Annotated in this window: 37 protein-coding genes; all 37 read left to right on the top strand. The window is 44.8% G+C overall.

The genetic code is table 11. The features are described from left to right. Positions 1–108 precede the first annotated feature (108 nt). The 37 genes from ACFO5U_RS05275 (at position 109) to ACFO5U_RS05095 (ending at position 22,911) form a co-directional block, all read left to right on the top strand. On the top strand, positions 109–459 hold the full coding sequence (locus tag ACFO5U_RS05275) for a hypothetical protein (protein ID WP_377277331.1): 351 nt from the start codon (positions 109–111) through the stop codon (positions 457–459). Positions 460–586: 127 nt separating this feature from the next. After that, positions 587–709, top strand: coding sequence for a hypothetical protein (locus tag ACFO5U_RS05270; protein ID WP_377277330.1), 123 nt, complete (start codon positions 587–589; stop codon positions 707–709). Continuing rightward, complete coding sequence (locus tag ACFO5U_RS05265; protein WP_377277328.1) at positions 700–1,338, top strand: dUTP diphosphatase; 639 nt, start codon at positions 700–702, stop codon at positions 1,336–1,338. The genes ACFO5U_RS05270 and ACFO5U_RS05265 overlap by 10 nt, the downstream gene beginning before the upstream one ends. Further along, on the top strand, positions 1,328–1,546 hold the full coding sequence (locus ACFO5U_RS05260) for a hypothetical protein (RefSeq protein ID WP_377277326.1): 219 nt from the start codon (positions 1,328–1,330) through the stop codon (positions 1,544–1,546). Before ACFO5U_RS05265 ends, ACFO5U_RS05260 begins: the two co-directional genes overlap by 11 nt. Then, on the top strand, positions 1,543–1,674 hold the full coding sequence (locus ACFO5U_RS05255; RefSeq protein ID WP_377277325.1) for a hypothetical protein: 132 nt from the start codon (positions 1,543–1,545) through the stop codon (positions 1,672–1,674). The genes ACFO5U_RS05260 and ACFO5U_RS05255 overlap by 4 nt, the downstream gene beginning before the upstream one ends. A gap of 12 nt (positions 1,675–1,686) precedes the next feature. Further along, entirely contained in the window at positions 1,687–1,902 is a 216-nt protein-coding gene (locus ACFO5U_RS05250) for a hypothetical protein (RefSeq protein WP_377277323.1), read from the top strand. Further along, positions 1,899–2,318: a RusA family crossover junction endodeoxyribonuclease gene (locus ACFO5U_RS05245; RefSeq protein ID WP_377277321.1), complete on the top strand. Its 420-nt coding sequence runs from the start codon at positions 1,899–1,901 to the stop codon at positions 2,316–2,318. The genes ACFO5U_RS05250 and ACFO5U_RS05245 overlap by 4 nt, the downstream gene beginning before the upstream one ends. Positions 2,319–2,346: 28 nt before the next feature. Beyond that, positions 2,347–2,544 carry an XtrA/YqaO family protein gene (locus ACFO5U_RS05240; protein ID WP_377277319.1) on the top strand — a complete coding sequence of 66 codons (198 nt, stop codon included), beginning with the start codon at positions 2,347–2,349 and terminating at the stop codon, positions 2,542–2,544. Then, entirely contained in the window at positions 2,541–3,281 is a 741-nt protein-coding gene (locus ACFO5U_RS05235) for a hypothetical protein (protein WP_377277317.1), read from the top strand. Before ACFO5U_RS05240 ends, ACFO5U_RS05235 begins: the two co-directional genes overlap by 4 nt. 44 nt (positions 3,282–3,325) lie before the next feature. Beyond that, complete coding sequence (locus tag ACFO5U_RS05230; RefSeq protein ID WP_377277315.1) at positions 3,326–3,835, top strand: hypothetical protein; 510 nt, start codon at positions 3,326–3,328, stop codon at positions 3,833–3,835. Between the two features lie 90 nt (positions 3,836–3,925). Beyond that, a complete protein-coding gene (locus tag ACFO5U_RS05225) occupies positions 3,926–4,423 on the top strand; it encodes a sigma-70 family RNA polymerase sigma factor (RefSeq protein ID WP_377277313.1) in 498 nt (165 codons plus the stop codon). A gap of 171 nt (positions 4,424–4,594) precedes the next feature. Beyond that, complete coding sequence (locus ACFO5U_RS05220; protein ID WP_377277311.1) at positions 4,595–5,044, top strand: terminase small subunit; 450 nt, start codon at positions 4,595–4,597, stop codon at positions 5,042–5,044. Beyond that, positions 5,022–6,275: a PBSX family phage terminase large subunit gene (locus ACFO5U_RS05215; protein WP_377277309.1), complete on the top strand. Its 1,254-nt coding sequence runs from the start codon at positions 5,022–5,024 to the stop codon at positions 6,273–6,275. The genes ACFO5U_RS05220 and ACFO5U_RS05215 overlap by 23 nt, the downstream gene beginning before the upstream one ends. Positions 6,276–6,288: 13 nt before the next feature. Beyond that, positions 6,289–7,689: a phage portal protein gene (locus tag ACFO5U_RS05210; protein WP_377277307.1), complete on the top strand. Its 1,401-nt coding sequence runs from the start codon at positions 6,289–6,291 to the stop codon at positions 7,687–7,689. Continuing rightward, entirely contained in the window at positions 7,679–8,617 is a 939-nt protein-coding gene (locus ACFO5U_RS05205) for a phage minor head protein (protein ID WP_377277305.1), read from the top strand. The genes ACFO5U_RS05210 and ACFO5U_RS05205 overlap by 11 nt, the downstream gene beginning before the upstream one ends. Further along, positions 8,614–8,769 carry a hypothetical protein gene (locus ACFO5U_RS05200; protein ID WP_377277303.1) on the top strand — a complete coding sequence of 52 codons (156 nt, stop codon included), beginning with the start codon at positions 8,614–8,616 and terminating at the stop codon, positions 8,767–8,769. The genes ACFO5U_RS05205 and ACFO5U_RS05200 overlap by 4 nt, the downstream gene beginning before the upstream one ends. A 14-nt stretch (positions 8,770–8,783) precedes the next feature. Next, positions 8,784–8,918, top strand: coding sequence for a hypothetical protein (locus ACFO5U_RS05195; protein WP_377277301.1), 135 nt, complete (start codon positions 8,784–8,786; stop codon positions 8,916–8,918). A gap of 66 nt (positions 8,919–8,984) precedes the next feature. After that, the gene (locus tag ACFO5U_RS05190; protein ID WP_377277299.1) at positions 8,985–9,416 is read left to right on the top strand and encodes a hypothetical protein; all 432 of its coding nucleotides are present in this window, start codon (positions 8,985–8,987) and stop codon (positions 9,414–9,416) included. Positions 9,417–9,505: 89 nt separating this feature from the next. Then, positions 9,506–10,120, top strand: coding sequence for a phage scaffolding protein (locus ACFO5U_RS05185; protein ID WP_377277297.1), 615 nt, complete (start codon positions 9,506–9,508; stop codon positions 10,118–10,120). A 28-nt stretch (positions 10,121–10,148) separates the two neighbouring features. Next, a complete protein-coding gene (locus ACFO5U_RS05180) occupies positions 10,149–11,108 on the top strand; it encodes a major capsid protein (RefSeq protein WP_377277295.1) in 960 nt (319 codons plus the stop codon). A 56-nt stretch (positions 11,109–11,164) separates the two neighbouring features. Next, complete coding sequence (locus ACFO5U_RS05175; protein ID WP_377277293.1) at positions 11,165–11,554, top strand: Rho termination factor N-terminal domain-containing protein; 390 nt, start codon at positions 11,165–11,167, stop codon at positions 11,552–11,554. A gap of 1 nt (position 11,555) precedes the next feature. Beyond that, the gene (locus tag ACFO5U_RS05170; RefSeq protein ID WP_377277291.1) at positions 11,556–11,864 is read left to right on the top strand and encodes a head-tail connector protein; all 309 of its coding nucleotides are present in this window, start codon (positions 11,556–11,558) and stop codon (positions 11,862–11,864) included. Next, positions 11,858–12,172, top strand: a complete 315-nt coding sequence (locus ACFO5U_RS05165) for a phage head closure protein (protein WP_377277289.1) — start codon at positions 11,858–11,860, stop codon at positions 12,170–12,172. The genes ACFO5U_RS05170 and ACFO5U_RS05165 overlap by 7 nt, the downstream gene beginning before the upstream one ends. Next, positions 12,165–12,485, top strand: a complete 321-nt coding sequence (locus ACFO5U_RS05160) for an HK97-gp10 family putative phage morphogenesis protein (RefSeq protein ID WP_377277287.1) — start codon at positions 12,165–12,167, stop codon at positions 12,483–12,485. The genes ACFO5U_RS05165 and ACFO5U_RS05160 overlap by 8 nt, the downstream gene beginning before the upstream one ends. Beyond that, the gene (locus ACFO5U_RS05155) at positions 12,482–12,856 is read left to right on the top strand and encodes a hypothetical protein (RefSeq protein WP_377277286.1); all 375 of its coding nucleotides are present in this window, start codon (positions 12,482–12,484) and stop codon (positions 12,854–12,856) included. Before ACFO5U_RS05160 ends, ACFO5U_RS05155 begins: the two co-directional genes overlap by 4 nt. Next, entirely contained in the window at positions 12,856–13,473 is a 618-nt protein-coding gene (locus tag ACFO5U_RS05150) for a hypothetical protein (RefSeq protein ID WP_377277284.1), read from the top strand. The genes ACFO5U_RS05155 and ACFO5U_RS05150 overlap by 1 nt, the downstream gene beginning before the upstream one ends. 56 nt (positions 13,474–13,529) lie before the next feature. Then, positions 13,530–13,844, top strand: a complete 315-nt coding sequence (locus ACFO5U_RS05145) for a hypothetical protein (RefSeq protein WP_377277282.1) — start codon at positions 13,530–13,532, stop codon at positions 13,842–13,844. A 38-nt stretch (positions 13,845–13,882) separates the two neighbouring features. Beyond that, the gene (locus ACFO5U_RS05140) at positions 13,883–14,122 is read left to right on the top strand and encodes a hypothetical protein (protein ID WP_377277280.1); all 240 of its coding nucleotides are present in this window, start codon (positions 13,883–13,885) and stop codon (positions 14,120–14,122) included. Positions 14,123–14,152: 30 nt separating this feature from the next. Continuing rightward, complete coding sequence (locus ACFO5U_RS05135) at positions 14,153–16,639, top strand: phage tail protein (protein WP_377277279.1); 2,487 nt, start codon at positions 14,153–14,155, stop codon at positions 16,637–16,639. Then, on the top strand, positions 16,636–17,457 hold the full coding sequence (locus ACFO5U_RS05130) for a phage tail domain-containing protein (protein ID WP_377277278.1): 822 nt from the start codon (positions 16,636–16,638) through the stop codon (positions 17,455–17,457). The genes ACFO5U_RS05135 and ACFO5U_RS05130 overlap by 4 nt, the downstream gene beginning before the upstream one ends. Positions 17,458–17,469: 12 nt before the next feature. Further along, positions 17,470–18,894, top strand: a complete 1,425-nt coding sequence (locus ACFO5U_RS05125; protein WP_377277276.1) for a hypothetical protein — start codon at positions 17,470–17,472, stop codon at positions 18,892–18,894. 19 nt (positions 18,895–18,913) lie between these two features. Then, positions 18,914–19,213: a hypothetical protein gene (locus ACFO5U_RS05120; RefSeq protein ID WP_377277274.1), complete on the top strand. Its 300-nt coding sequence runs from the start codon at positions 18,914–18,916 to the stop codon at positions 19,211–19,213. A 127-nt stretch (positions 19,214–19,340) separates the two neighbouring features. After that, complete coding sequence (locus tag ACFO5U_RS05115) at positions 19,341–19,919, top strand: hypothetical protein (protein ID WP_377277272.1); 579 nt, start codon at positions 19,341–19,343, stop codon at positions 19,917–19,919. A 157-nt stretch (positions 19,920–20,076) separates the two neighbouring features. Next, positions 20,077–20,295, top strand: coding sequence for a hypothetical protein (locus tag ACFO5U_RS05110; protein ID WP_377277270.1), 219 nt, complete (start codon positions 20,077–20,079; stop codon positions 20,293–20,295). Between the two features lie 106 nt (positions 20,296–20,401). Further along, positions 20,402–22,270, top strand: coding sequence for a prophage endopeptidase tail family protein (locus ACFO5U_RS05105; RefSeq protein WP_377277269.1), 1,869 nt, complete (start codon positions 20,402–20,404; stop codon positions 22,268–22,270). A 16-nt stretch (positions 22,271–22,286) separates the two neighbouring features. Next, positions 22,287–22,640, top strand: a complete 354-nt coding sequence (locus ACFO5U_RS05100; RefSeq protein ID WP_377277267.1) for a hypothetical protein — start codon at positions 22,287–22,289, stop codon at positions 22,638–22,640. A gap of 67 nt (positions 22,641–22,707) precedes the next feature. After that, complete coding sequence (locus tag ACFO5U_RS05095) at positions 22,708–22,911, top strand: hypothetical protein (protein ID WP_377277266.1); 204 nt, start codon at positions 22,708–22,710, stop codon at positions 22,909–22,911. Positions 22,912–22,999: the final 88 nt, after the last annotated feature.

The following is a 22,999-nucleotide window of genomic DNA, read 5'->3' as shown; positions in this document are numbered from 1 at the left end:
GAAGATTGTGAGCAACACTTCATCGACAACTTTCTAACAGGAAGTATTGAGCCATGGTCTTACTAATCTTTTAGTTGAACAATGCAATCGGTAAAAAGGAGTGTTCGTATGAAAAACGGAGATAAGGTTAAATTCGGTGAAGATTTTTGCGAAAGAACTGGCCGGCCATATTTACTAGGCAAAACAATCATGCTTACACCTCAGTTTTTTGAAGAGGATAACGGCTTATACACCTACATGAGCGAGTGTCCAGGAATCCTCATTACGGAAGCGGACGATGAACCCGAAAGCATTTACCACCTCTTTGGAAATGACCTGAAATGCATTTATGATTGCGAAATCATTAAAGCGACTGGTGAAGATATAGCGGAGATCAACAGACAACGTGAAAAATACGAAAATGCAAGAAATAAAGAATACGAAGACATGGTTGAATTTTATTCAAACTTGGATGATTAACCATCCGACCATATAGCGCAAGAAGGAAGTGCATAAATGACCACAATCATACTGGCCGGCATCGCACTCGGATGCCTCATGTTTTTATCTTGGTTACTTAAATCATACGGATGAAGGAGGAAATAGAATGATTGGAATTCTAATCGGCGGCATGATGGTGGCTCTGGTTACGGGGATGTTGGCAGGCATGGAGATTCAGCAGTTAAGTGATAAAACGGAGAAACGGAAAGGGGCCAAATCATGGAACTGATCGAACTGTTTGAAATGCAGAAGAAATTGGATGCGGAGATTGAGTTGAAACATCCCGTGCAGCCTGGGGAGAATCGCATAGCCAAGAAGTTATTGGCTTTGCAAACGGAATTAGGGGAGCTGAGCAATGAGCAACGGTCTTGGAAGTTTTGGAGTACAGACCAGGAGCCGAGAACAAACAGACAAATGTTTAAAGAATGTACGACTTGTGATGGATTGCAATACGAGCCTATGTTTGGCCAACCTTGTCCGGACTGTGAATCTCAAGGAAGTAAATATTGCGGTGACAAAAACCCTCTACTCGAGGAGTACGTCGACTGCATCCACTTCGTTCTATCGATCGGCAACGAGCTCAAATTCAAGGAATATCATTTGGTCGGCAAGTATGCAGGAGAACTGCACAACACCGTTGACATGTTCTTGTTCGTTAACGAGCAAATCGCACTTCTCAGCAAGACGTACAGATACAGAGGCGATACAGGTCCGGTGGCGCTTACTGTTTATTACTCAATGTTGCTCGAAGCATTCCTGCTGCTTGGAGAGGCACTAGGATTTACCTGGGAGCAAATAGCCGAGGCTTATCTGGCTAAGAATAAGACAAACTGGGAACGTCAAAAAAATGCGTACTGAGTATAAGCCAGGCGACAAGCTCTCCGTCAAAGGCGAAGTCCTGAAAGTGAAAAACGGCAGCCCGACTCTCATCTTGATTGATGGGGTCTGCTACCGCAAGGACGTCGCGGCCACGGAGAAAGAAAGGAACCGGCACAAGCTTACGCCTAAAGAGCGAACGCATCGGCTGCAGCAAATGGGCCGTTTACCGAAAGGAGCAGAACGATGAACGAAGAGGATAAGCAAGGCATGATCACTACACTGTCGGTCATGACAGGAAAGCCAGAAAGCTATTTTGAGGATATGGAAGAACGCAGACTTGTTGACGAGTATGATCGGCTGCTGCAGATTAATTGAGGGGTGAGTAATTTGAAAATGAAATACGAGTTGACATATAAAAGTGGACAAAAAGAAAAGGTTATTCAAGAAGCCACCGAACAACAGCATACCAAAATTATCCAACTGGTCTCAGACGCATTTCAAAATGATTCAACGGCCGTAATTACTTTCGGAGAAGGAAAAGGAATTGGGAAGTATGTAAGGGTGTCAGATTTAAGTCAAGTGGTTACTGAGATTTTAGAATGAACCAAATCGCATTCGAAATAGTCGGACAACCAGTCGCCCAGGGTCGCCCCCGAGCCGGAAAAAGCTTCACCGGCAAGACGGTTCTTTACGATCCAGCCAAATCCCGAGACTTCAAACAATACGTGAAGCTCGTTGCATCTCAGCACAAGCCACAGGAGCTTATTACAGGGCCGATACACTTAGAGCTGACATTCTATCAGCCGACACCTAAGAAATATCACACGCTGCCGAAACAGGAGCTTATTGCTGCAGGGTTGTTGCTGCCGACTACTAAGCCGGACGTTGATAATCTGGCCAAGGGCGTTAAGGATGGGCTTTCCAAGATTATTTGGCAGGATGACAGCCAAGTTGTGAGTTTGCTAGTAAAGAAATTTTATAGCATGACGCCGAGGGTCGTTGTGTTGATTAGTTACTAAACGAAGAGATAGAGGATGGAGGGGGCCAATGCGCTTACAAGATGTTAAAATTTCGGAGACAGGAATATTAGAATTGGATATAATGGAATTACCGGAAAGATGCTTCCTGGTCATCGATCAAGGGAAAGCGAGATACGCAGAACTTCATCCCCATGCCGAAACAAAAATCATCACGAACAAAGGGAAAGTAGCGCGTGTGCGATTTGAAGAGGGGGAGGATTTTTGAAACCTAAAAGATTGGATGAGTTATTGGATAAAAGAGTGCTGTGGATTATAATCATTATTTTATTTACAGTCATATTTATACTTTTAAGCGGAATGTTAAGTGGAAGTTTTAGCCATCAGTATAGTTCTGGTCTGCTTAGTGCCTTAGGAACTTTTGGAGGAGCTCTTGTAGGGGCATTCGGGGCAGGGTACTTTACTCTGCTATCTGTAGAAAAACAAATAAGAAGTGGGGAAATTAATAGCAAAATAAATGAAATTAACTCACACTTAAGAGTTGGAACTGATTACATTGCTAGAGTTAACGCAGTAGTATATTGGGGAGAGCACTTTATAGGTGAAACTGAAGATGATATAGCTAATTCTAAACAATCTAGATTTTTACCTAAAACTCACAGTGCTCTAAATAACTACTCCGGAATATTAACTAATACACTCAAAGAATTAAATACTTTAAATTATCAAGTAGTTCCTTTCGATTACTACAAAGAATATATAGGATCAAAGGAGATAGTTAAAATTTTAAGCAGCTTAGCTCCTCATATTAACGGAGACTTAAATCAGTCATCACCACTTGACCAAATTTACGCTGCCCCAAATTATAGTGAATTTATCAAATATCACGATCAATTAAAATCGTCCTTAAACAATATTAAAATCATAAATGATAATGAACAGAGGGAGTTACTCTCGATAACCGAAGAAAAAAATAACTCAATCGGTAAATCTCAGAATATATGAAAGCTTCACGATAATTCTTTAAGTGATGCGAAGGGGGGAGACTTTTGATTGTATTAGAATACTTGAAAGAATTTCAAGGAATTATTGGTGCTGTGATAGGATTATTCAGTGGCTATTTTCTAAGAAATTTCGGTACCGTGAAATCAGAGTCGCTAGAATTCAAACACAGTCCTTATGACAGTGGTCCTTTTCCAGGGGTCCAAGGTTATAGAGGTGAAGAATATTCGCTTTTAGGCCACGATTTTAGAGGCTCAATTCTTTTTGAAAATACTTCAGAAAGTAGTAAATCTATAAAAAACTTGAGAATTAAAGCAGGAAATAGAACTGTTAATTTAAAGACTCCAACCGAGAAAAAGAACATGGTAGGAAACATCGTATTTGATGATCTAAATCATCTTAATATTCCCGCAAAAAGTATAGTTAAGGCGCCAATTGGCTTTGGATTTAAAGTTGGCGATTTAGATTATCAAAAAGGAAAAAAACTATATCTTGAGTATGAAATCTCGGGAATGCTATTTACAAAATCAAAGAAATTAGCTTTGAAAATAGAATAAGTCCCCCCGGCAAACCGGAGGACATCAGTACAGCATTGCGCTGTTTTGGTGTCCTCTTTTTTTATTCTCAAAATCAGAGGAGGTCCTTCGATGAAAGTATGGGCAGATGAACTATTACACGAATACGGCATTCACAAAAAAGACCTGGAGCGACGTAGAGACCGATTGGATCGCAACGACTTTCATAGCAAGCAGGACCTCACGCAGATCAACAGCATGATTGAAAGCATGAACTTCTCGATGGAATGGCTGGAGACCGGGAGACAACCAGGCACATATAAAGGCATCGATAAAAAGAGTATATACCAGCATCAATCCTTCTCGAGCATGGACTTTATTCCGGACATCACCGAGCAGCTGGAAGAAGGCCCGAAGCAATTGTATATGACGGCCGAAGAGAAGATTATTCTGGCTGATATTTTCGCGTCATTGTCGTTACGGGAGAGAGAATGCTATATCTACCACTTTGCTAAAAGAATGAGTTTTGAAGAGGTTGCTCAAGAGCTTGGCGTTTCCAAAAGCCGTGTACAGGGCGCTATTAATCGAGCCAAAAGCAAGATTTCTAAGCTCGTATTAAAAGAAGCCTGAATTCCCTATGGTATACGGATGGTATACGAAGTGACCTCAAATGAAGGGGAGAATAAAAGAGGGGATGCAGGGCAACCGGCAAATCCCTCCACAGCCCCACCTGATTATGGGCAGTGTTAAAAGCCCGGCAATACATGTCTTAGAACGCAAATAGCGCAGAGAAGGTGATACATGGTGAAGATGACGGTTAAACAACAACGGTTTGCGGATGAGTACATTCGGCTTGGAGAGATTACTCAAGCGGCTATCAATGCTGGGTACAATTCGAAAAGCGCATATAAAACAGGAAGCGAAAACCTCAGAAAACCCCTAATAAAATCTTATATAGACGAGCGAATGGAAGAGCTGAAGAAAGAGTCCATAGCTGAGCAAGACGAAGTGCTCCAATACCTCACGTCCGTAATGAGAGGGGAAGTGAAGGACGAGGCACTCCTGGTCGTTGGTGATGGGGATTTTGGTTCCAGTGTTGAACGGCACCAAAAGAGAGCAGACACGATGGCGAGAACAAAAGCTGCTGAATTACTCGGCAAACGATATGCGCTATTCACAGACAAGCACCAAGTTGATGGAGATCTTGGTATAAGCGTGGTGGTCGACTATGGGGACGATGACGGAAGTTAAAGTCAGCTTCAACAAAGGATTTAAACCGGCCAACCACACCCGAAAGCGTTATAGGGCTCTAAAGGGCTCTGCTGGTTCTGGCAAGTCGGTGAACATTGCGCAGGATTACATCTTGAAGCTGTCTGATCCGAAGTACAAAGGCGCAAACTTGCTGTGCGTTCGTAAAGTGGATGTGTCGAACAGACTTTCTACATTTTCGGAGTTAAAAGGCGCAATCAATCGGATCTACGGTGACAAAGCAGACCGTTATTGGCATGTAAACGAAAGCGCCATGACTCTAAAGTGCTTAGTGACTGGCAGCGAGGTTGTGTTCCGGGGAGTCCAGCACGAGAAGGATAGAGAAAAGCTAAAGTCCATCAACTTCGCGTCCGGCAAACTCACGTGGATATGGATAGAGGAAGCGACCGAATTAAGCGAAGGGGACATCGATATTCTTGATGACCGTTTGCGTGGTCTACTGGACAACCCTAATCTCTATTACCAAATCACAATGACGTTCAACCCTGTTTCCTCGCAACATTGGATCAAGCGTAAATACTTTGATTATCAAGACGAGGACATCTTTGTTCATCACTCCACTTATTTGCAAAACCGATTCATTGACGATGCTTACCAGCGACGCATGGAACGCCGGAAGAATCAGGACCCGGACGGTTATCGCATATACGGATTGGGTGAATGGGGAGAGGTTGGGGGCTTAATCTTTAAGAATACACTCATTCATGAATTCGATACGAGCGAATCCAGATTCGACAGCATGGTTTATGGCCAGGATTTTGGTTTCAACCACGCCAACGCCATTCTGACGCTCGGCTACAAAGACGGCGACATCTATGTCTGCCATGAGATTTACGAGCATGAGAAGGATACTGACGAGCTAATCAAGCTTGCTGACAGCCATCAATTGACCAAAAAGCACCGCATGTCCTGTGATAGCGCTGAGCCTGACCGCATCAAAATGTGGAAGAAGGCAGGATACAAAGCGTATCCCGTTAAAAAGGGACCAGGCAGTGTTAAAGCGCAAATTGACTGGCTGAAACAGCGAACTATCCATATTCATCCGTCATGCGTTAACACCATCAAAGAAATCCAGCAATGGAAATGGCGCAAGGATGAGAAGTTAAACAAATATACAGATGAACCAGTCGATGTATTCGACGATGCGATGGCTGCTTTGCGGTATGGCGGCGCGCATTACATGAATCCATCAGGCATGACCATTCTAAAATAATCGAGGTGAAAGCATGGACCCGTTTTCCATTACCCATACAGAGCAATTGAATGAACGCATCTTGCAAGGCGCCAATCTCTCGGTAGCTGAGACCATCAAACTGGCCATCGAGCATCACGACATCCGGCACATGATAGACGGTGAACGCTATTACGATGTTGAGAACGATATTCTGCAGCGCAAGCAATACATGTATGTGAACGATACGAAAATCGAAGACCCCGAGAAGCCGAACAACAAGATTCCACACGCCTGGCACAAGTTGCTGGTGGACCAGAAGGTGAATTACTTGCTGGGCAATCCCATTAACTTTGTAGCAGATAACGAAGACCTCACTCTGCTGATCAACGAGCACCTCGGAGAGAAATGGGACGATGCGGCCATCGACATTGGCACAGCTGTTTCAAACAAAGGGCAGGAGTGGCTACATCCCTACATTGACGAGGATGGCGAATTTGACTTCCTCATCATTCCGGCAGAACAATCTATCCCGATATGGGAGGACGAGCGAGAGAAGCGTCTGAAAGCGTTTATCCGCTACTATCCAGACGGCGATACGATTGTGGCTGAATATCATACCGAGAACGATGTCACGTTCTATCGGTCGTTTAACGGTGAATTCGATATCGACAACTTGGTGCTCGTCAATCCAGTCGGTCATTTCCATGTGTTCAAGCAGTCGACAGAGGAACGATTCGATTATGGATGGGGCAAGGTTCCATTCATTCGCTTCTTGAACAACACCCGGAAGAAAACGGACCTGCAATTCTACAAGCAGATCATTGATGCTTGGGACCGTCGTGTTTCGGACAACCAGAACAACTTTGACGAGATCCAGGAGCTTATCTATGTGCTCAAGAATTACGAGGGCGAGAACCTGGGCGAGTTTATGCGCAACCTCAAACAGTACAAAGCGATTAACGTGGCCGGCGATGGTGGCGTGTCTACGTTGACCGCTGAGACACCAATGGCCAGCATCCAGATTCACATGGAGAACCTCAGAGAATCGCTATTCACTCAAGGGCAAGGCGTGAACGTCTCGACTGATAAGTTTGGTCAGTCTCCATCGGGCGTTGCTTTGGAATTCCTATATAGTTTGCTCGACCTGAAAGCATCGGCATTGGAACGCAAATGGCGTCCGGGCTTGCAAGAGCTGCTTTGGTTCCTGTGTGAGTATCTCGAGATTAAAGGGGAAGGCAAGTTCGATTACAAGTCAGTGGACTTTGTATTCAAAAAGCGCCGCATTCGTAATGACTTGGAAGCTTCGACGATTGCACAAAACTCGCTCGGCGTAATCAGTGATGAAACACGGATGTCTAATCATCCATGGGTTGCTGATGTCTCCCAAGAACGTATGCGAATGGAGGAGCAAAACGCCAGCCGCATGATTTTGGGTGATGACGATGAGTCGTAAAGAAAGCGAGAGAATGAATCGTGCGCTTGATAAATCGTTATCCAGCTATGAGAAAGAGCTGACACAGGCGTATAACGAATCGTTGAAAAACATTCGCGGTCAGATTGCTGAGCTTTATGCCAAATCAGATGGCAACTTTGCTGAATCCATTAAATACAATCGACTGGCTAGTCTTGAAAAGCAAATCGGTCAGGAAATTAAAGAGCTTACTGGCAAAACAGCCAAAACGCTCGATCGTGGCATCGTCTCGCAATTCGAAGAGACGCGGCTACGTGAAATGTTCGTCATCGAGAAGGACATTCAAGCAACTGCCGACTTTGCCATGCTGAACAAATCGCAAGTCCGTGAAGCCATCAACAATCACTATGACCGCATCGGCTTTATCAATCGCAATGAGGACAACGCAGCCAAATTGGTCGCACAGATCAAGCAGGAAATCTCACAGGGCCTCATTCAGGGTAAGTCCTTCCAAGACACCGCCCGTTCTGTTCGGGACCGGATGGAGATTGGCGGGGGCGATGCGCTGCGGATTGTCCGGACAGAATCGAAGAAGGCGCGAGGCGTGGCTAAGCAATCCACCCAGGAAGAAGCGCAGGATATGGGCATCAAGATTCAAAAGCAGTGGGTGGCTGCTGTTGACGATCGCACACGCGACTCACACGCTTCTGCTGACGGGCAAATCGTTGAACTGGACGAGCAATTCGATGTGGACGGAGAAATGATGGACCATCCAGGCGACCCTGCTGCTAGTGCAGAGAACGTCATCAATTGCCGCTGTACAACCATCAGCGTGGTCGGTGGCTATGCGCCGACATCCAGACGCATCAGAGGTGAGGGCACAGTCATTGAAGGCAAGAACGGCGAACCGGACAAGATTATGCCGGTGGATTACACCACGTTTGATAAGTGGAAGGAGTCGAGAGCATGAGTGAAAAGCTAGAATTCGCATTCAAAGACGCGCTCACCTTCATCAGCAAGCTCAATTTGATTTTGGAAAAGCTCGACGATCCGCAGATACCAGTTGGGGCGAAAGAGGAAATGCTCAAGCAGATGGAATTTCTGCTCGACAAATTGAATTAAGGGAGGTGATGGACATGAAATGGTACTTGAAGCAATTGCTCCCGTTAACCTACCGCACCCATTACGAGGAAGACGGCGTAAAGCATTTCGTCGTATGGAAAATGTGGTTCGGCCGTTCTTATGATATCGATGATTACATTATCGGGTAGGAAGGATGTGGTCCATCATCTTCGAGCTATCGGTTAAATAGCAAATTGGGAATGGGAGTGATTGAAGTGGATAAAAAGAAAATGATTGAAATGGCAATTAGCATGTTGCAAGAAGTTGAGCCTGAAACGATCGAAGTGGTCAACTTTGACCGCACTGAATACGATGATGGCTCAGTTGGATTTAGTGTGAATCTTACTACTCCACCAGAGAAAAAGGATTACATCGGTCCTCAAGGTATTTACTTAGGTGGTTGCACAATAGCTAAATATGCAGACCCAGCGAATTGTATTGAAATTGAGAAGGCAGAAGATATCGAAGCTGATAAACTGCATTTCACTCACAACCAAAGATACTTTGTTTTGGACTTAGGTGAACCGGATTTAGAAGAAAAAGCAATTACTCTGCATTGTGGTTACAAAAAGGCGTATATGACAGACCATGTACAAACCGAATACATCAACCTTACGCACGGCGTTAGAGGAACAGAAGAGTCATAAGCTGCAAACCCTCGCCCTGCTGAACGGCGTTAAAAGGCAGAACACAATCCTATCGTGTCGATCACGTTAAAAACGTACAGGAGGCTATTATGAAAGAATTATTGGAGAAATTGGCTAAAGGCGAAGTGACCACGGAAGAGGTCTTGAAAGCAATTGATGATGCGGAGAAGGACAAAGTGCCGCGCTCGCGATTGAATGACAAGATTGATGAAGTGAAGGAGCTGCAAGGGCAGCTTAAAGAGCGTGACGATCAGCTTGTTGATTTGGGCAAGAAAGCGAAAGACAGCCAGGAGTTGACCGACGAAATCGACCGCTTGAAGAAAGAGAACGCTGACAAGGACACGGAGTATCAGGGCAAACTGCAACAACAAGCGTTTGACGCGAAGTTGAACGAGGCGCTGCACGGTGCCAAGGTACGCAATCCGAAAGCCGTGAAAGCGCTGCTGGATAGCGAGAGCATCAAACTGGACGGCGAGAAGTTGCTCGGTCTTGATGATCAATTGACGGCGTTGAAGGAATCGGACGCTTATTTGTTTGTCGAAGAAGACAACGGCAGCCTTGGTGGGCGCAATCCTAATCCAACCAAAACACCGCCAGCTGCCGGTAAGAATCCATTTAGTAAAGAGCACTTCAATTTAACCGAACAGGCTCGGCTGCTAAAAGAAGATCCAGAGAGATATAAATCATTAAAGGCCCAAGTGTAATCGCTAGGGACCAACAGGAGGAAATCAAATGCCAAAAACAAGAATTTCAGATGTAATCGTTCCAGAAGTATTCAACCCATATGTTGTAAATCGCACGACCGAGCTTTCTGCTCTCTATCAATCGGGTATCATTTCCACTAATCCAGAGCTCCAGACGCTTGCATCAGGCGGCGGTCGCACAGTTAACATGCCTTTCTGGAACGATCTGGACGGCGAAGATGAAGTGCTATCTGATATTGACGCCTTGACGCCAGGGAAAATCACTGCAGATCAAGATGTTGCTGTTAAGTTACTACGCGGTAAAGCTTGGGCAACGAACGACCTTGCCAGCGCACTTGCTGGATCCGATCCAATGGCAGCTATCGGAGACCTAGCTGCAAACTACTGGACTCGTCGTATGCAAGCAACAACGATTGCTATGCTGAACGGTGTCTTTGCTTCTGAATCCATGTCCGGAAATCTATTGGACTTGACAGAAGGTGGAACAAATACAGATGTTAAAGCAGACGGTGAGAGCATTATTGAAGGCTCGCAGTTGCTTGGCGATGCACAGGGCGGTTTGACAGCTATTGTGGTTCACTCTCGTGTGTACTCGAACCTGAAAATCATGCGTCTCTTGGATTATCATGTTGATCCAGCAACTAACACAGAGTTTGCTACGTTCGATGGCAAGCGAGTAATCGTTGATGACGGAGTACCGGTTGCGAATGGAGCGTACACATCTTATCTATTCGGACCAGGAGCTATTGGTTATGCTGATGGCACACCATCCGATGAGCAGACTGAAACAGACCGCGATTCATTGGCTGGCGATGATATCCTTATCAACCGCAAGCACATGATTCTCCACCCGCGCGGCGTTGCGTTCAAATCCGCACAAGTTGCTGGATCGTCTCCAAGTAATGCTGAACTAGCACTTGCGGCTAACTGGGATCGCGTATACAACCAAAAACAAATTCGTATCGTGAAAATGATTACGAACGGTTAATGACAAGAGGGGCCAAGTGCCTCTCTTTTTTTATATTTACAGAGGAGGGAATTACATTGAGCGCAACAGCATTCCAACGGATGCGGCGAAATAAAGCCAAAACATCCAATACCGAGATGAAAGAGAATACGCAGCAACAAGAAGTAAAAGAAGTTGTGTCACAAGAGGAAGTTCATAAAGAAAATCAGGCACCTGAAAACGAGGAGGTAAAGACCGATGGGGAAGGGACGAGTGAAGCCGGGGGGCAAGAAGGACATGAGACTGAAAAGCAACCGGAAGCTCAAGGGCCAGCCGAAAACGTCGACACCGAAGGACAAGCGCCTGAAGCGAAACCGCTGAGCGAATACGTGGTGGTTGATTTGAAAGAAATGGCCAAGGAGCAAAACATCGAAGGCTATTCGACGATGAAGAAGCCCGAACTGATCAAAGCGTTAGGCGGTGAGTGAGATGAATTATGCACCGATTGTGGACGTGGATTACCTGCGTCGGAATAGTGATATATCGGACAAAGTGACGACCGAACGGCTCAACGATTTGATTCAGGAAGCTGAGAACGCCATTCGTGAGTATTGCAACAACGCATACCAGGACGGCCTGCCTCTTTCGTATCGAAAAAACATCCGGAAGATGGTCGAGTTCGAGTTGAACCGTAAAACTGGCCTCACATCAGAAAGCCTCTCGCGGCATTCTGTGGGCTATGCGCAAGATTACCCGCCCGATGTTTATAAAGGGTTGAAGAGGCGCTTGTCATGGTAGTTATTCAGCGTTACACCACTGTCAGTAATGGCTTCGGTGGCACGCGGTCAGAGTGGACCAATCATTTGGATCTTGATGATGCTGTAATCGATATGATGTCTGGAAATGAAGTAATGGCTGCTGATGCGTTGAATCGCGCGTCTTCCCATATCCTCATTTCCTTCGACATTGAGGACATCAAGGCAGGCGATCGTGTGTTGGATAACGGCGAGCAGTATCGTGTGACCTATGTCGACAATCCGATGAACCTCAATCGGCAGCTCGAAGTTTCCCTCATTTGGGAGAGGACGGTGACCGGCAGTGGCTAATAAAAACTATCAATCGTACCGCCTGGCAGTGAATGCCGCGATGAAAGCGAGTGAGAGGGCAGCGCTTACGGCCATCGGGGAGTTCATCGAAGGGGCAGCCAAGCTCAATTCTGCTGTAGATACAGGCAACTACCGAGATTCATGGGGCTATCGTGTAGACGATACGAGTGTGACGATCGGGAACGGCGCCGAATATGCCTATTGGCTTGAGAAAGGAACCTCTCGCATGCCCGCACAACCTGCACTGCAGCCAGCCGTCGACAGCAACCATGCAGCGATTCTGGCGCTGATCAAAGGGGCGTGGAAAATATGATTGATGTCTTCACCGTGATATTCGAAAGGTTATCCGTGGAATGGCCGGTATTCTTCGAAGAAAAGGACACTGAGTCGTTTGCGAATGATTACATCGTCTTTAAATTGCCACCGAGCTCCTCTACCAAATATCGCGATAATCTAATTTTAGAAGTGACGCTGTGGTCTTATCTCGAAGATCGCGACACTGTTCACCTTGAGCAGAAGTGGGCAGAGGTGGATAAGAAGCTGCAGCATCATATGCACCTGGACGACAATCAATTGCTCATCTTCCAGAAAACCAGCCAGGGCATGATTCCAGATCCGGATAAAAACGTAAGGCGCAGAGAATTGCGCTACTTAGTCAAAAGAGAAGAGAGGATTGATTATTGATGGCAGTTAAAACAAGTGGCTATACAAATAAAACAGCCGAACGCTACCTGATGGACGCTGGGGCTGTTTATAAGAACCTCGTGTTCGAAGAAGGAACGGGAGTAGCATCGGGTGAATTGCTCGGCGCGACAAATGGTGGTAATGAATTTGTAGTGGAGCAAGAAACACGCGAAGTGGAAGTAGATGGCGTGAAGGGCCGTGCGAAAGGCAACACGATTCTTGTGCGAGAAGATGCCAATCTCACTGTGAACCTGAAAGAGCTGACAGCTGATAACATCACGCTGGCCATTGCAGGTGCCACAAAAACGCAGTCAGACATCACAGGCTACGATGAAATCAAAGGCAAAGGCCGCATTGATCTAACGGATTACACCGATTCAGTCGCTTTGGTGGCGCGTCTCACAGGCTCAAATAAACCGATCATCATCTTGCTGAAAAACGTTTTGTCGATGGAAGGATTTACGCTGCCAACAGAGGATGAAGGAGAAGCAACGGTGGCATTGAACCTCGGTGCACACTTTGACATTGACGAAGCTGGCGCAGAAGAATCAGCATTCGTCATCTACTGGCCGCAAGAACCGGGCGCAGCACCTGCAGCAGAACCAGAAGGCGAATAAACCAACATGAACGGTCTCCTATATGGGGGCCGTTTTAATTTTAGGAGGAATCATTGATGAGAGCACTTGGATGGAAAGATGTATTTACGGTATCGCGAATTTTGAAGAAAATGCAGGTTCGCTTTGAGTATCAAGAAGGCATGACGATGGAACAAATGGGAACGAGATTCTTCCAAGCCTTTATCGAAAATGTGGGGGATGCCGAGAAAGAAGTCACAGCATTCTTTGCTGACCTGAAAGGCGTAAAGCCATCTGTCGTTGAGAAATACACCATGAAAGAAACGATGGACGTCATGAAAGAATTTAAGGAACAACCGGATTTGCAAAGTTTTTTTACATCAGTTTCAAGCTCGATGAAACAACAGCCTTAGACTTTATTCTTACGAGATACCCGAACAGCGACTATGTCATGAACCTGCCGTTCAAAGAAGGCTCTGAGCTTTACATGAAAGCAATGGAGAAATACCAGGATGAACGGCTATGGGATATGTGGCTGTCGATATTCCCGAACATGGATAAAGAAAGCTTTATCAGCTTCGAACAATTCAAACTGAACGCTCGTAAACAGAAACTGACGAAGCGAACAGACGAGGAAATCATTCAAGATGCGGAAAGTATCTTGAAAACCCTGAAAAAACCGAGCGCCTAATAGGTGCTTTTTATTTTTGTCCAAAAGGGGGTGGAAATCATAGAGCTATTTAAACTGTTCGGCACGATCGATTTGAAGGATGAAGCTTCTAAGGGCTTAGATCAAGTCGATGGCAAGGCAGAAAAGACAGGAAGCAAATTTGGAGGCATGGCCAAGGGCATTGCTGTTGCGGGTGCTGCAGTTGGCGCCGCCGCTATTGGTGCGGGTGCAGCTTTGTTCGGAATGGCGGGAAAGGCTGGGGATCATGCGGATAGGCTGCTTGACCTCAACGCCATTACCGGCATGTCGACCACAAGCATCCAAGAGTGGAACCAAGTGGCCAAAGTAGCCGGCGTAGACACCGAGACCATGACCAAGGCTTCAAGCAAGCTGACCAAGTCGATGAACATACTCGAAACAGGGACAGGCAAGGGCGCAGACGCATTAAAAGGCTTGGGCGTCACCTACGACGAGTTGAATGCAGCGACGCCGGACCAGCAAATGGATATGCTCACGAATGCATTGGCCGGTATTGAAGATCCAGCAGAACGCGCTAGACTGGGTACTGACCTATTCGGTAACTCGTGGCAAGACTTAGCGCCGATCGTTGCAATGGGCGCTGATGGCATGGCCGATGCAAAGGACCAGGCGCATGATCTAGGTGCCGTTATGAGTGAGGATGCCTTAAACGATGCGAACAACTTCCGAATAGGCATGGAGAACCTTAAGACGATGATGAGCGCTTTCGCCATGAACATCGGTGCAGCTGTTGCGCCTGTTTTAACCAATGTGCTATTGCCGGCATTCGAACGAATGATACCGGTGATTACAGACTTCGGGCAGAAGATAGTGGAATGGGTGCTCAAAGCCGTTGACTCTCTGGGCGATATGTCGGCCAAGGTTCAGGAGTGGGCATCGACAAACCAAGACAGAATCAACTCGCTGAAAGAAGGATTTATCACAGCCTTTGAAGCTATTGGGGAAGGCATCCGCAAAGCCGGTGAAGTTCTGGCTGATATGACGCAGTGGGTGGTTGAACATTGGAATATCTTAGGTCCAATACTCGCCGGGATTGCAGCGGGGGCCATTGCCTATCAAGTCATTACCACAGCCATGGCAGCGTACCGAGCCATTATGCTACTGGTGACGGCAGCGCAGTTGAAAATGAACTTGGCCATGCTTGCCAATCCAATTGGCTTGGTGGTTGTAGCGATCGGTTTATTGGTAGCTGCAGGCATATTGCTTTATCAGAACTGGGATTTGGTGAAAGAGAAGCTCAGCCAAGCTTGGACGTTTATAAAGGAATCAGCAGTGTCGATTTGGAATGGCCTGATTGAGTTCTTTACAAGCTGGGGCGCTACTATCATGGCAGTTTTATCTGCAGCAGTCTCGCTGATTGCACAATCGATTTCAGCGAAGTGGGAAGCGATACGCGCTGCCACAACTGTTATTTGGGGTGCCATCACGAGCTTCTTCTCGACCACATGGGAAATTATCAAAGCGATTTTCTCTGCAGTGATTACAGCGATTGTCGCATCAACTAAGCAAGGCTTTGAAAACCTCAAAAACAACATAACCACCATCTTTAACGCCGTTAAATCCTTCATCACTACTGTCTGGAATGGAATTAGCGCATTCTTCTCGAGTGTGGTTTCCAGCATCGTGAGTTTCGTGGTTCAAACGTTTAACAGTCTGCGGAGCAATATTATGTCCATCTTCAACGCTGTTAAATCGTTCATGACATCCACTTGGAACGCGATTAAGTCGTTTGTCACTGCAGCTGCTACTGCATTAGTGAGCCTGGTCATCCAACGCTTTAACAACTTGCGTAGTAATGTCACAACAGTGTTCAACGCAATCAAAACGTTTATGACGAATACGTGGAATGCCATTAAGTCTACTGTGTCGAATCTAGTTGAAGGAATTAGGAGTGCTGTCACAACGAAATTTGAAGCGTTGAAGAACGGTGTGCGCGACAAGATGAACGCTACCAAAGACACAATCAAGAATATCTGGGATAGCGTCATGACGTTCTTCCGAGGCATCGACCTCGCACAGATGGGCCGTGATATGATTCAGGGCTTGATCAACGGCATCAAGGGAATGGCCGGCAAGTTACTAACAGCTGTCACATCACTGGTAAACGACAATATTCCAGGACCAATCAAGAAGATTCTTAAAATCGCTTCTCCATCGAAGCTCATGCATCAATACGGTGAGTGGACTGGTGAAGGTTTGGAAGGCGGGATGGAAGACAGCGCATCTGGCATCAACAAAGCAGCAGAAGGCATGGCCTATGCCGCGATTCCAAACGTCGACCCGTTCGCGATCAATTCCGGCGTAGGAGCTTCAATGCTTCCGAGACGATCACGCGCAGCTGCAGAAACAGCAACGGCTGCACAACGACCAATCATCATCCAACCGGCGCCGGTCTATCTGGATGGCCGAGAGATTAGTGAAATCACATTTGATCATAATCAAGAATTGTTTGGTGCCGCATCAACCAATGCCGCATGGCTGAAAGGGGTGAAGGGGTGAAAGTACGGCTATATGACCCAAACATGAATGAAATCATCTTGCGTGGCGTGACATGGCTCGAGATTACTCCTGAGCCTGTTACAGCTGAACGCTATACAGAAAAAGTCTATAACGGCGATGTTCCGTTAGGGAAATCAACCAATAGTCGCTTGATCAACGCCAGATTGAAATATGAATCGGTGGATTATCTCGGCTATAAGCTGATGCGCAATGAACTGTACAGCATCTTCAATCCAATCAAAGATATGTGGGCGGTTGATGAGGAAGTTCCGGGCATCATGTGGAAAGTCGATGTCGAGGATTTTGACATTGAACGGATAAATGGCCGCATCGGGCTGGTCAACCTGGTATTTTATTCAGCCACAACATACGCCAGAAGCATTGGAACTTCACTGGATGCCTTCACCTATGACTCAGGCTTATGGGGCTATGGCATGGGCTTACAGGGTGAAGCATCAACGCAGAATTATATTCATTCATCAGCGAACTTCTCCATCTTTAATCCAAGCAACGTCGAAGTAGATCCGCGTGAACATGAGTTAAAAATCACTTTGCGCTCCATTTCAGCGACCGGCAGTGATATTCGTGTCAGAAATACAACCAGTGACGAAGTGTGGCGGTATCAAGGGCCGTTTAATGTCGGTGACATCATCACGATTGATGGCGTGATTACGAAGCGAAACGGAACGAATGCAGTCGGATTTACTGGCCCGACATTCAGCTTGATTTCATTAGTTGAAGGCAACAATGCAATAACGATCAGCGGAATATCAGGGGGATTCGAAATCACATTCGAATTTCCTTTTTTATATGTATAAGGAGGGATGAATGTGCCGATTAATTTAGAACGTCCAGGTGTGGGCTTTACAGCAGCGGAGAGAGAGAAACAAGTTCGTAACCTTGAAAAGATTGAAGGCGCATTGCAGGAGGCATCAAATGCTTTGCCGGAGGCACAGTCAGCCAAAGTGTTAGCAGGGGAAGCGAAGACTCAAGCGTCGGCTGCAGAAGATAAATCTAAAAATGTGCAAACGCAATTGAATAATCTTGTTGTGAGTGGAGACTCCAGTCCACAAGCAATTCAAGCAAGTGTGGGTGCCGATGGTACGGAATATGGGGGCAATTTAAAAGCTCGATTAGACGCCGAACACAATAAGACTGCCGCGCAGTTGGCAGACATAACCCAAGTATTCCGATGGCAAGAAGGAACACCAGGATCAACTGATGGGCTTGAAGCTATCAGTGTAGTAACAGGTTTTAAAGGGAATGCGATATCCCCTGGGATCAGAGGTGCATATGTAGGGCAAGGGTCTAGAAATAACGAGAATATTATTGGAGGCTTTCTTGATAAAGTTGGCGTGTTCGAGCCTAACTTGATTGACCCAAATAGTAAATCTGCTCACTATGCCAGTGGACAGGGCTATGACAATGTAATTAACAGTTTAGCATCTGTTGTTCATTCATTTCATACTAAGGTGCACGAAGCTGCTACTCACACAACTGTTCAGGGTGGGAGTTACCATGAAGTAACGGACGGAGATTACAACGGAATAGTCGGCGGAACAAAAACCTTTATGGAGTATCTAAATGGCGGGGGCTACAACTTTGCTGGGGCAGGAAACATGAACAGTCTGTTTTCAAGGTTTAGTGCCTCTATTGCGTCTATGCATGGTCGAATTGGTACAGCAGCGGCAAATAAAGAATTCAGTGGTATCTACAACAGCTATCTAAGCACAATAGACGGGAATCATGCAATCATTCTGGCAGGTAATGAATGCAAAGCAACGAAAGATTACTCGATGGCACGAGGTAAAGCAGCTGTAGCCAATAATGTTGGAGAATCTGCTTTTTCTACCGGCAAACATAAAACCACTGGTGATAACTTTGAATCATCTATGCACTTGCTAAGGCAAACAACTACAGGTATTCAAACACAGCTGCTTCTGGATGATAACAACGCCATTATTCAACCTTTGGGAGTGAATACTTCGATCGGTATTGAAGTGAGTATAACTGGATTTAGGGTAGATGCTGTAGGTTCAGCGAAATTTAAGATATCTGCCTTGATAGAAAGACGAGGAAGTGCAGCGCCTGTTATTCGTGCATTAACGGTTACTCCGGAGTTTAAAAGTGATCCTTTATATGATGCAGACGTTATCATTTCTAATAATGCTTACCAGATTAGAGTAAAAGGGGTTTCTGGTCACACGATCAATTGGTCAGGTAGATTACAAACAGAAGTTTCAAGAGATATTTAATATAAAGGAAGTGACTTGTATGTTAATTGAAGAATATAATGAAATACTAGATAAAGAAAACGTAAGATTTGAGGATTTGAGGCTGGTTTGCGAAGATGCTATAAAAGAAATCGAAAAGCGAGATATTAAAATTAAAGAACTGAAAAAAAATCAGCTTCAATCAGGAATCCAACTTGAAACAGAAGAACAGCAAGGTATTCTAATCGCTATAATTGAACAATCTCCAATGCAGGGATCTTTCCTTCAAGTAAGAGAGGCGACTAATCATTTAAATCAATTACTAAATTCATTACAAACTGCAACGATTATTGCAAAATAAAATTGTATTCAGAATCCATGAGAGTGAAACAGAATCGTATACAATAGCTCAGAAATAAGTGGTTGAGAAATTATTTAGAAACGTTTACATCCTCTAAGGTATAATTAGAAAAAAAGGGGATTTTTGTATGACTTTAGAAGAAAAGGGTTTTGTTTTGAGCATAATCGGCGCCTTGGCTTGGTTACCTATACTTATTAATTTGGGGTTATATTATTATAAAAAACCAAAATTAAAATTAAAGATAACTGGTATGACGGGCCAACTATCTGAAAATAATGGAGAAATATATTATACACATTTCTTTTCGTTCACTGCAGTTTCTTTAAATAAAGATTTCATTATGAAAGATGTAGATATTAAAATTAAATACAAAGGAATTACTGATTATGTTAAAGGGGGGTGGTATTTAGCGAGATATTTTACCGTCCATACGCCTCAAGATGGTAAGCTACACAAATTAACGATTGATTCCGATGATACGATCCCAAATGTTGGGACGCTTCCTAAGAACACATCAAGAACAATTTATTTAACATTTAATACAGATTTGAATCACGGAAAGATTATAGAAGGTTACGAAAAAATGATTTTAAGTTTTAAAAGTTTTGAAGGACAAAAAGAAGAAATAACTTTTAATCTTAACGAAATAGATGGATCAAAAATGGTTTGGGATAATCGAATTTGGAGCGAAGTTAATCAAAACTAAAGGAATATAAACAAAGTTTACACAAGGAACAAACGGCGCGGTAAGCAAACTGAATAATTGCATTGGTGAGCGTCCTCTAAGGCGCTCTTTTTATATTATTAAAAGAGGTATGCAGTTCTCTCTTATCGAAGTAATTTAATGAGAGAGGAGGGATATTATGACAGTCGAAGAACTAATTGCAGAACTTGAAAAAGTTCCTAACAAAAAAGTAAAGGTATTCGCCAATCACAATGTCAACACCGATAAGGGGCACGGGTACCACAAAAAGGCATCTGAAGTTACTGAGATTTACAGGAATAGCAATGATGTAGTCATTGAAACAGATTTCATCGAAATAAAAGCTAATATTCCTGAAGATTTCTTCAATGGAAAGTAGTAATTTAAAGAGACCTCAGCTAGATGCTCTTTAAATTAATATGAACAAACCAGAAGAGCGTTCAAAACGGGCGCTCTTTTTTCTATGCCAGAAAAGAGGTGAATCAATGCTCACAATCACAAACATAGCGAATGAAACGCATAACCTCACCAATGTCAAAACGCTTGTCCGGCGCCGAGCAGTCAACGGAGAACGAAAAATCGGCTTCTTGGTAGCTCCTGGCTTAAAGAACGAGCATGCTTGGGAATCAGTCGACGCTGAAACTACAACCACCTTTAAGGGCGATCCGTACATCTTCAAAGGACTGGACGAGGCCAGTAAAGGCAATGCGTCCATTAAGAAGATGGAGGCCGTTCATACATTCTTCAACACGATGATCAACTGCTTCCAGTATGAAGTGTTCACTGGCTCCCAAACGTTCTTTGCTGCGCTGACACGTGTATTCGAGCCGACACCCTATGATTTCTCCATTGTCGACACGTTCTACTCAGAGCGATTTGAAAACTTCGGGATGGATAACTGTCTGGCGCTGTTTGAAAACGTCCTTGGGCGCTACGGTGCCGAGTTTAAGTTGATTGGCAACCGTGTCTATTTGCATGATGAAATCGGGGAGCAAACGAATTTCCAATATCGCTGGAAACATAATGTGAAATCACTTGATAAATCGGTGTCTACTCAAGGGCTATCGAACGTGATCCGTGGCTATGGTGGCAAGCCGGATGATAACGGTAACTATCCAATAGAAATTGAGCATCGATCGCCAAATGAGCATCTATTCCCAACGATGGATTATCACGCCGAGCCCTATTTCAACGAGAACATTACAACCCAAGCTGGCATGAGGGATGCTTTAATAAAGAAACTGATGGACGAACCGCAGCTCTCAATCAAAGTTGACGTCACCGACTTAAATGTCCAGAACGAGGGCGATCGTGGCTTTATCATCTATGAACCGATGAATATTACGGTCAGCGCTCGTGTCGTCGAGCTGATTGAAACCTTCGAATTCATCAACAAAGAATGGGTGCTGGTGAAGCGTGAAGCAACGCTATCGAATATCAAGGACAAACTCAGCGATGTAAACGCCCGTTTCGCTCAGACTTCGAAGCGCATCGATCGCTTGCTTGAAGGCAAAGAAGGACTGCCCTATAACGTGCTGCCGGAAGCCATGCGGATTGCTGCAGAAGCCATCAATAACAGCCTGACAGAGATTCAGTATCCCCCAGGTCAAGGCATCATCTTGCAAGATCCGAACAATCCAAATCTGATGATTCGCCTGACATCTGCCGGTATAGGATTGTCCGAGGACGGTGGCCAGACTTATCGCACGGCATTGACCGGCGCCGGGATTGTGACCAACGAATTGGTTGCTGGCATCATTCGGACCAATAACATTCAAATTGTTGGGGAGAACGATTTGTTCTACTGGAATGGCGAAGGGTTGTTTGCTTACAATCCGAACGATTTAACCAAGTATGTTCGCCTCAACTCGGATGGCCTATATATCGCAAAAGGCGCAATGACAATCGAGCGTCCAGATGGCTACATTGTGATGAACAACGGCTTGTTGCAAAACGACTTTTCATTGCAACCCACAGTGCCGAGCTTTCGTAATGAACAAACGGTAGGCAAGCAGGGTGTTTATCTGACAACCAATTCCACAACACCGCAAGTGATGGAAGCATTCTTCTTTGCTCACAAAAGTCGCTATTTGAAACTATTGATCGTAATTCATGATGTGGGCGGCGGGCAAGGTTCGCGTTTATCTGTAAACCGAGTAGGTGGCGGAGGTGGTTTGCTAGGCCAAGCGGTGACTTATGGAGAAACGGATGCTACGGCAACTCCTAACTCCATAACACTAAACATTGATTTAGGCGTACCAACCGGCGACCGCATGGGGATTTACGTGAACTTAAACACCACAACTGGCGGAGAAGCGAGAGGCCGCATTGTGGCAATTTGGTGCGATCAGTAACGGGAGGTGGAAGGACATGGCGAAGGATATACAGCTTTACATCAACGTAAACCCTGATGGCAGTATTAAAAAGGCGGTAAGTGGTGAGAATATTGTAGCGTCTGAGGACTACGACTTTTTTTTCATGAAACCGGAAGAGATAGCTAACCAGATACACCTATATAAGGTTGTAATGAATGGAATGGTAAAAGATTTAGTGTTAAAAGATTTAGTGTTAAAAGACGAGATCACACCAGCTGCACTTGGAGAATCCAAGGAAGACGATTCTTTCTACGTAAATGAAGAGTGGGAAGTGATCGATGTAGAATACGAAGAAATTCCCGAGGAAATAGAACTCAAAGCGCTGCCAGTATCTGAGTTAGAATACTAGAAGGAAATAAAAGGTAATCTCTGTTTTTTATCGAAGTAGTATTTATCGAGAGAAATGGAGGATTTTTATGTCTGGAATATATCTATTTAAAACTGTTATTTACGGTGTGTTGGCAGTATTCTTGCTCTTACAAAGAAATGAAATGTTATTAATTGGATTAGATTTCGAAATCTTAATTGGCAGTGTATTGATTATGGTTGCTTTGCTTGAGTTTGGTGTGAATTTGGTAGCTTATATCACTTCATTTAAACAAAATACTGTGAAAAATTGACCGTGTAGTTAAGGAAAAAATATAAATACTATTTTAAGGAGGGCCAAATCGGGCGCTCTTTTTGTTTTGCCAAAAATAGAGATAAAGG

The sequence above is a fragment of the Planococcus dechangensis genome, from assembly GCF_042654465.1.
In the GTDB taxonomy this organism is placed as follows: Bacteria; Bacillota; Bacilli; order Bacillales_A; family Planococcaceae; genus Planococcus; species Planococcus dechangensis.
The sequence above is the reverse complement of the archived record's forward strand: the minus strand, read 5'-3'. Positions and strand labels throughout refer to the sequence as shown.